This window comes from Thioalkalivibrio sp. ALM2T (genome assembly GCF_000381505.1).
Lineage (GTDB): Bacteria > Pseudomonadota > Gammaproteobacteria > Ectothiorhodospirales > Ectothiorhodospiraceae > Thioalkalivibrio > Thioalkalivibrio versutus.
The window spans coordinates 21,863-30,152 of the sequence record NZ_KB906565.1 but is presented as its reverse complement, the minus strand read 5'-3'; the positions used below and the strand labels follow the sequence as shown (position 1 = coordinate 30,152).

Here is an 8,290-nt window from a genome sequence, read left to right as displayed (position 1 = left end):
ACGACAACGGGGAGGTAGGTCAAGACAACGGCTATCCCAGTGTTCTTGCCAGTGGATGATGGCTAGGTCTTCGAGCATCTTCGGCACGCTCGGCCTTTGGCCGTTGCGTGCCGCACCCGCGGAGCGGGTGCCGGGGGCCTTCGAGCGGCTGTGCCTGTTGTTGTGCCACGGGGCCGGAATACCTGCTGTTTTGACCTTCCCCTCCCGTATGGAGCCCCTCGCGGAGGGCGTGATGGGCCGGGAGAAGGCGCTGGATGTCTGAGCGAAGCGCAGCGTAGCGAGTTCAGCGCCGCCGGCCCAGCGCGTCCGGAGCGAGGTTCCCGGGCGAAATCCGGGTGCCCTTCTTTGGGTACTTTCTTGGGCAAGCAAGAAAGTACCTCGCGGTGCGCTCGCGAGAGAGCGCGTGGCAGGCGGCCCGACGAAGCCACCGTAAACACCGGAGGACGAACCAGGGCCCGCCTAGAACATGCCACCCCTAAGGAAACGCGCAATCAGCGCAGAAAGAGGGAGTAGGCCGGATTCCCGGTCTCCTCGTGCCAGGGATAGCCGACTTCCTTCAGGAAGGCACGAAAACGCGCCCGATCGTCGGCGGGGATTTGCATGCCGACCAGCACGCGGCCATAGGCGGCACCATGGTTGCGATAGTGGAACAGGCTGATGTTCCAGGTCTGGCCCATGTGCGTCAGGAAATTCAGCAGCGCACCGGGACGCTCCGGAAACTCGAAGCGGTAGATCCGTTCGTTACGAACCTCGCCACCGTGGCCGCCGACCATGTGCCGCAGGTGGAGCTTGGCCACCTCGTTCTCGGTCATGTCCAGAACGTCGTAACCCGCCTCCTCCAGGGCCGCCAGGATTTCCTGGCGCTCGGCATCGCCCCCTTCCAGCTTGATCCCAGCAAAGACCTGGGCGTGCTCGTCATCCGCGTAGCGGTAGTTGAATTCGGTGACCCCGCGCTTGCCGATCGCCTGACAGAACTGGCGAAAGCTACCCGGACGCTCGGGGATGGTGACCGCAAACAGGGCCTCGCGATGCTCGCCGATTTCGGCACGCTCGGCCACGTGGCGCAAGCGATCGAAGTTGATATTCGCCCCGCTGAGTACCGCGGCGAGGTTCGCGCCCTGCAGGCCCTCGCGCTGGATGTACTGCTTCATCCCGGCCACCGCCAGGGCCCCGGCCGGCTCGGCCACCACGCGGGTATCGTCGAATATGTCCTTGATGGCCGCGCAAATGGAGTCGGTATCCACCAGCAGGACCTCGTCGATCAGGTCGCGGCACAGACGGAAGGTCTCCTTGCCGACCTGACGCACGGCTGCACCGTCGGCAAAGATCCCGACCTGCTTGAGGGTGACCCGGCGGTTCTGTTGCAGCGCCTTGTACATCGAGGGCGCATCATCCGGCTCCACGCCGATCACCTTGATCTCCGGACGCAGGCGCTTGATGTAGGCGGCCATGCCGGCCGCCAACCCACCCCCCCCGATGCAGACAAACACCGCGTCCAGATGACCCGGGTGCTGGCGCAATAGCTCCATCGCCACCGTGCCCTGCCCGGCGATCACGTCGGGGTCGTCAAACGGATGGATGAAGGTGTAACCGTGTTTCTGTTCCAGTTCGCGGGCGTGGGCGGCGGCCTCGTCGAAGGAGTCGCCGTGCAGAACGGCCTTGCCACCGAACCGGCGCACCGCGTCGATCTTGATCGATGGCGTGGTCACCGGCATCACGATCACGGCCTTGATGCCGAGGTGACTGGCGCCCAGCGCAACGCCCTGCGCATGATTTCCGGCGGAGGCGGCGACCACGCCCTTTGCGCGCTGTTCCGGGGTTAGCTGGGCGATCTTGTTGTAGGCGCCGCGCAGCTTGAACGAGAACACCGGCTGCAGATCCTCACGCTTGAGCCACAACGTGGAGCCAAGGCGCTCCGACAGATTCGGCATCGGGTCCAGTGGCGTCTCGCGCGCGACATCGTAGACGCGCGCCGTCAGGATCTTCTCAAGATAGGGGAATTTCATGCCCAAACGATAGCATGCGAGGCCTTAACGCTTCCGCTTGTCCCGGGGACGGAGCAGTCGGTATCCTCAATGGGTTACGGACAGAATATTCGAGAGACGGTGATGAATCAGGACGAAATGAAAAAGGCGGTCGCCGAGGCGGCGCTGGAACGGATCGAGAGCGGCTGGATCGTGGGTGTGGGCACCGGTTCCACGGCGAACTACTTTATTGACGCCCTGGCCGGCATCAAGGGCAAGATCGATGGCGCCGTGGCCTCCAGCGAGGCCAGCGCCGAGCGCCTGCGCGGCCACGGTATCGAGGTACTGGACCTGAACTCCGCCGGGCCGCTGCCGATCTACGTCGACGGGGCCGACGAGGCCACCCGGCATCTGCACCTGACCAAGGGCGGCGGCGGCGCGCTGACCCGCGAGAAGATCGTCGCGGCGGCGTCGAAGACCTTCGTCTGCGTCGTCGACGAGACCAAGGTCGTCGACTATCTCGGCTCCTTCCCGCTACCGATCGAGGTCATCCCGATGGCGCGCAGCCACGTGGCCCGCGCCCTGTCGAAGCTGGGCGGCAACCCGGAGCTGCGCGAGGGCTTCAAGACCGACAACGGCAACGTGATCCTCGACGTGCACAACCTGCGCATCATGAACCCGGTGGAGCTCGAATCCGAGCTGGACCATATCGCCGGCGTCGTGACCAACGGACTGTTCGCCCGCCGTTCGGCGGATGTCATGCTGGTGGGCTCCGCCTCGGGCGTCGAGGAGATGACCGCCGGTTAAGCGGGTCGAGTCCGCCACGGTGACCGCGACGGGCAAATGGCTGATCATCATCGGCGGGCTGATCGTCCTGATCGGTCTGCTGTGGCCGTGGCTCGGAAAAATCCCCTGGGGCCGACTCCCGGGTGACATCGTGATCGAACGCGAGAACGCCCGCTTCTACTTCCCGCTCACCACGATGATCATCGTCAGCGTGGGGATCACGATCCTCCTGGCGCTGTTTCGGCGCTGATACCGCTCCAAAAAAAAGGGCCGGGATCATACGATCCCGGCCCTTTTTAACCTAGGGAGACGCACAATCAGCGCGCCATCACCTCGTCGTAGAACTGCTGCAGGCCGCCTTCCAGGAAGTGGTAGTTCTCGATGCCGCGTTCCTCCAGGTGATACTGCAACCAGCGCACCTGCTGACCGTTCTGGTCAAAGATCAACAGCGCATCACCGTCCCGGTTGGCCTGGCCGAGGATGCGGTTCAGCGTATCGATGTTCTCCAACGGGGCCGACATCTCGCGCCCGGCAAACAGCGAGATCTCGTCACGCTCCTCGTTGCCGCGCACGTCCAGCACCACCGCATTGTCGTCGTTGCGAACACGACGGGCGAAGGTGTCGGCATCCAGCAACCGCGCCTCGAAGGCCTCGTCCGTGATGAGCTGGGTCTCGGGATCCTCGATCGGCTCGCCGCGGAGCATGGCCAGCCCCGGGTAGCGGTCTGCCCAGTCCGCGACGCCGGCGTCATAGGCCTGGGTCGGTCCGAGGCCGGCCGCGTTGGCCCGGGCGGCAGCGCGATAGGACATGTAGCTCTCGCGCCCGTTGCAGTAGAACACCAGAGGCCCGCCATGCTGCTCTTCCAGGGCCCGTACCTGATCCTCGAAATCCGGGGCGCCCAGCGGTACATGATGGGCCCCCTCGATGTGCAGGATGTCGTATTCCAGACGCGGGCGGACATCGATCACCGTGGAACGCGACAACTGGCCCCGCAGATCGAACAGGTCCACGGCATCCACGCCGAAGCGCTCGTACAGGCTGCGACCGGGGAATTCGACAAAGGCCTGGGCACTGGCCACGACGGGGGCCGCCGCCAGTCCGAAACAAAGGGCCATGACGGCGAGGCGGGGACTCAAAGAGCGAAAGGTCATGCGAACTCCCTTGCATGGACGGGTGGACATGCCGCATACACTGCCGCGGCCTGGACGGGCATTGCGTACGCCCGATGGGGCGACGCGACGTGACGATCCTTTATTCCGTCGCGACCGCCCGGTGCCCCCGATTGTAGCCAACCCGGGCGGGCCATGTGCAGCACCCGCTTGTGCCGGCTCCAAGCCCTACAGCAGGACCTTCTCGATCCCGCCCTCGCGCGCCCGTTCGATAAAGGCCTTCTGCCAGCCATCGCCCATCAGACGGTTCGCCATCTCCACCACGATGTAGTCGGTATCCATCCCGGTGTCCTCGCGATAGCGCTCCAGGCCCTGCTGGCAGGCCGGGCAGGAGGTCAGCATCTTCACGTTGCCATCCTTCGCCTTCTCCTCTCCGGTCAGCTCCTTGATGCCCTTGTGCAGCTCTTCCTGCTTGCGGAAGCGCACCTGAGTGGCGATATCCGGACGGCTGATCGCAAAGGTCCCGGCCTCGCCACAGCAACGGTCGGACTGCAGGACCTCCTGACCCAGCAGCTTGGCCGCGACGTCGGTCGGCTTGTGCGACTTCATCGGCGAATGGCAGGGGTCGTGGTACATGTACTGCACGCCCTCGAGCCCCTCGAGATGGACGCCCTTCTCCATCAGGTACTCGTGGATGTCCAGCAACCGGCAACCCGGGAAGATCCGCTCGAACTCGTATTTCAGGAGCTGATCCATGCAGGTGCCACAGGACACCACCACGGTCTTGATGTCGAGGTAGTTGAGCGTGGTCGCGAGGCGATGGAACAGCACCCGGTTCTCGGTACTGATCTGCTGGCCCTTCTCGAAATCGCCACCGGCATTCTGCGGATACCCGCAGCACAGGTAGCCCGGCGGAAGCACGGTCTGCGCGCCGACGTCGTAGAGCATGGCCAGGGTGGCCAGGCCCACCTGACTGAACAGGCGCTCGGAACCGCACCCGGGAAAGTAGAACACCGCATCCGAATCCAGATCGGTCTTCACCGGGTCGCGCAGGATCGGCACGTAGCGCGAATCCTCCAGCCCCAGCATCTGGCGGGTGGTCTGACTCGGCAGCCCGGCGGGCATCGGCTTTTTCACGAAGTGCACGACCTGCTCGTGCATCGGTGCCTTGCCAGTGGTCGAGCGCGGGGTCTTGCCCTCCCCGGTCAGGTTCAGCTTCTTGAATGCGAAATGCCCCAGGCGCTGGGCGGCATAGCCCATCTGGATCGCACCCTTGCGGATGCCCTTGATGGTGGCCGGGTCCTTCGCGTTGAGGAAGGCCATGGACATCATCGTTGCCGGCGTCGCCTTGCGTTTGCCCTTTTTGTTGAGGATCGAGCGCATGTGCATGGTCACGTCGCCGAAGTCGATATCGACCGGGCACGGGTTCAGGCACTTATGGCAGATCGTGCAGTGATCCGCGACGTCGTTCATCTCCTCGAAGTGATTCAGCGACAGCCCGCGCCGGGTCTGCTCCTCGTAGAGGAACGCCTCGACGATCAACCCGGTCGCCAGGATCTTGTTGCGCGGCGAGTACAGCAGATTGGCGCGCGGGACGTGCGTGTTGCACACCGGCTTGCACTTGCCGCAACGCAGGCAGTCCTTGATCTCGTCGTTGAGATCGCCCAGCTCGCTTTGTTCAAGGATCAACGCCTCCTGCTTGACCAGGCGCAGCGACGGCGTATAGGCATTGGACAACCCGGAGCCCACCAGCAGCTTGCCGGCGTTGAACACGCCATTCGGGTCGACGTCCTTCTTGTACTTCGCGAACGACTCGATGCGTTCGGGCTCCAGATACTGCATCTTGGTCAGCCCGATCCCGTGCTCGCCGGAGATCACCCCATTGAGCTCGCGTGCCAGGCGCATCACTTCATCCACCAGGCGCTCGGCCTGGTGCATCATCTGGTAGTCATTGGAATTGACCGGGATGTTGGTGTGCACGTTGCCATCGCCCGCGTGCATGTGCAGGGCGATAAACAGGCGGCTGGTCAGTACCCGGTCGTGGATCGCGGTCAGCCGCTTGCGCACCGGCTCCAGCTGGTGTCCGCCAAAGATCTCGAACAGCGGGCGCTCGACCTCGGCGCGGTAGGAGATGCGCAGGCTGCGCCGCAGCAGCACATTGATGAGCTTGTCATGGTCGCGCAAGTCCGCACGAGCGGGCTCGTCCAGCAGCGCGTCACATTCCGAGGCCTGGGTGAAGAAGTTGTCCGAGATTGCCTCCCAGCGCTTCTTCACCGTCTCCAGAACCTCCACCGCACGCTCGCGCTTGGCCTCGAACCACTGCTGGCCCTCGCCACCGGTGTCGTCCAGCAACTCGCGCAGCTCCGGATGGTCACCGCGCATGCACTCCTGCATCTCGTCGACCATCCGGAGCTTGTTCTTCAGCGACTCGCGCACGTTCAGGGTCTCGATCCCCTCGGTGTACTCCGCCAGGCGCTCCAGCGGGATCACCACGTCCTCGTTGATCTTGAACGCGTTGGTGTGGTGAGCAATCGCCGCAGTGCGGGCGCGATCCGCCCAGAAGCGCTTGCGCGCCTCGGGGCTGACCGCAACGAAACCCTCGCCATTGCGGGCGTTCGCCGCGCGCACCATCCGGGCCGCCAGCTTGCCCAGGGCATCCTCGTTGTCGGACACAATGTCGGCGACCAGGACCATCTTCGGCAGGTCACCACGGGCGCCCTTCGGGGTGTACTTCACCGCGCGCACGTAGCGCTCGTCGAGGTGCTCCAGGCCCGCCAGCAGGACTTCGTCCTCGGCGTCCACCGCATCCTTGATCTCGACGATCGCGGGCACGGCCTGGTGCAGATCGGTCCCGTAGAACTCCAGACACACGGTGCGGATGTTGTCCGGCATCCGGTGCAGGATGAACTCGGCCGACGTAATCAGACCGTCGCAGCCTTCCTTCTGGATGCCCGGCACGCCCATCAGGGTCTTGTCGGTCACGTCCTTGCCCAACCCCAGCTTGCGGAAGCTCTGTCCCGGCATCTCCAGGATCTCGGGCTCGCCCTTCGGGGTCTTGCCGTCCGGCTGATAGCGGCTCACACGGAAGCGCACGACCTCGGCGTCGTGGATCTTGCCGAGGTTGTGGTCGAGGCGCTCGACATACATCCACTCCGCCTCGGGGGTCACCATGGTCCAGGCGGCCAGGTTGTCCAGCGCGGTACCCCACAGCACGGCCTTCTTGCCGCCAGCGTTCATCGCGACGTTGCCGCCGATGGTGGAGGCGTCCTGCGAAGTCGGATCCACCGCGAACACCAGACCGTTGCGGTCGGCCAGCTCGGAGACGCGCTTGGTGACCACACCGGCCTCCACGCGCACCACCGGGACGTCACGCTCCACGCCCGGCAGGGGTCGGCGCTCGACCTCGCCCAGGCCTTCCAGCTTCTCGGTGTTGATGACCGCCGAGCGCTTGGACAGCGGGACGGCACTACCGGTGTAGCCGGTGCCACCGCCACGCGGGATCACCGTCAGGCCGAGCTCGATGCAGGCCGCGACCAGCGGGCCCATCTCTTCCTCGGAATCCGGGGTGAGCACCACGAACGGGAGCTCTACACGCCAGTCGGTCGCATCGGTCACGTGGGAGACCCGCGCCAGGCCGCCGAACTGGATGTTGTCCTTGTGCGTCAGGGCCTTCATGCGCTTGCGCACCTGATCGCGCAGCGCGGCGGTATCAGTGAACTCCTGCGCAAAGGCAGACACTGCCGCCTGCGCGCGCTGGCCCAGCTTGAGCGCCTTTTCGTTGCCGTCGGCCCGGGCTGTGATCTGGCCCAGCCGATGCTGCATGGCATCAATCAGCGCCTTGCGGCGCTTCTTGTCCTCCAGCAGATCATCCTGGATGTACGGGTTTCGGGTGACCACCCACATGTCGCCCAGAACCTCGAACAGCATGCGCGCAGAGACACCCGTCCGACGCTCCCCACGCAACTCGTTGAGGAGGTCCCAGGTATCGGAACCCAGGAAGCGGATAACGATTTCGCGGTCGGAGAATGAGGTGTAGTTATAGGGTATTTCTCGGACGCGTTCGGCGGTCATTGAGGCGTAGCCCCCCGATCAGAATGTGGCCAAAGAGTAACGGGTCCGCACGCCCTGCGCACGAAGTCGCACTGTTGGTCCATGCTTTTGGGCACCAAACTATCGGTGACGGGGACGTTGACGTCGCCAGGGCGGCGCTGATCGATTCACGCATCCGCGCGGGCGCCCCATGAGCATCTCCCTAGGGAAACACTGATCAATGAACGCGTTCGCGTTGGTACCCCAGGTTTTCCGAGACAAGGCGCGTCGTGCAACAGGTAGTGGTTCTACCTGTAAGCGGCGCAACGCAGGATCGGGGAACCTGGGGTGCCAACCCCGCAAGTTATTAAAAGGAGGGGATCGGCCGCCCGTTGTTGACGA

6 protein-coding genes are annotated in these 8,290 nt (G+C 64.4%); 3 read left to right on the top strand and 3 right to left on the bottom strand.

Annotated elements, in window-relative coordinates; translation table 11 throughout:
• Nucleotides 1–55 precede the first annotated feature (55 nt).
• Nucleotides 56–262 (top strand): hypothetical protein, encoded by a 207-nt coding sequence (locus F816_RS15075; RefSeq protein WP_019594657.1) that lies wholly within the window; start codon nt 56–58, stop codon nt 260–262.
• Nucleotides 263–491: 229 nt separating this feature from the next.
• Here the strand turns inward: F816_RS15075 and ilvA are convergent, their stop codons facing one another.
• The gene (gene ilvA / locus F816_RS0110265; RefSeq protein ID WP_019594656.1) at nt 492–2,006 is read right to left on the bottom strand and encodes a threonine ammonia-lyase, biosynthetic; all 1,515 of its coding nucleotides are present in this window, start codon (nt 2,004–2,006) and stop codon (nt 492–494) included.
• Between the two features lie 102 nt (nt 2,007–2,108).
• Between ilvA and rpiA the strand changes: the two genes are divergently transcribed.
• Both rpiA and F816_RS0110255 read left to right on the top strand, forming a co-directional pair.
• On the top strand, nt 2,109–2,771 hold the full coding sequence (gene rpiA / locus F816_RS0110260) for a ribose-5-phosphate isomerase RpiA (protein ID WP_038085765.1): 663 nt from the start codon (nt 2,109–2,111) through the stop codon (nt 2,769–2,771).
• A 19-nt stretch (nt 2,772–2,790) separates the two neighbouring features.
• Nucleotides 2,791–3,000: a DUF2905 domain-containing protein gene (locus F816_RS0110255; protein ID WP_018952089.1), complete on the top strand. Its 210-nt coding sequence runs from the start codon at nt 2,791–2,793 to the stop codon at nt 2,998–3,000.
• Nucleotides 3,001–3,067: 67 nt separating this feature from the next.
• Here the strand turns inward: F816_RS0110255 and F816_RS0110250 are convergent, their stop codons facing one another.
• Together F816_RS0110250 and F816_RS0110245 are read right to left on the bottom strand one after the other, a co-directional pair.
• Nucleotides 3,068–3,901 (bottom strand): rhodanese-like domain-containing protein, encoded by an 834-nt coding sequence (locus tag F816_RS0110250; protein ID WP_019594654.1) that lies wholly within the window; start codon nt 3,899–3,901, stop codon nt 3,068–3,070.
• 186 nt (nt 3,902–4,087) lie between these two features.
• Complete coding sequence (locus F816_RS0110245) at nt 4,088–7,930, bottom strand: DUF3683 domain-containing protein (RefSeq protein WP_019594653.1); 3,843 nt, start codon at nt 7,928–7,930, stop codon at nt 4,088–4,090.
• Nucleotides 7,931–8,290: the final 360 nt, after the last annotated feature.

What these genes read in the sequence shown, in the direction of transcription:
- F816_RS15075 (WP_019594657.1), top strand. Translation starts at nt 56, where the DNA reads ATGATGGCTAGGTCTTCGAGCATCTTCGGCACGCTCGGCCTTTGGCCG.
- ilvA (WP_019594656.1), bottom strand. Translation starts at nt 2,006, where the DNA reads ATGAAATTCCCCTATCTTGAGAAGATCCTGACGGCGCGCGTCTACGAT.
- rpiA (WP_038085765.1), top strand. Translation starts at nt 2,109, where the DNA reads ATGAATCAGGACGAAATGAAAAAGGCGGTCGCCGAGGCGGCGCTGGAA.
- F816_RS0110250 (WP_019594654.1), bottom strand. Translation starts at nt 3,901, where the DNA reads ATGACCTTTCGCTCTTTGAGTCCCCGCCTCGCCGTCATGGCCCTTTGT.
- F816_RS0110245 (WP_019594653.1), bottom strand. Translation starts at nt 7,930, where the DNA reads ATGACCGCCGAACGCGTCCGAGAAATACCCTATAACTACACCTCATTC.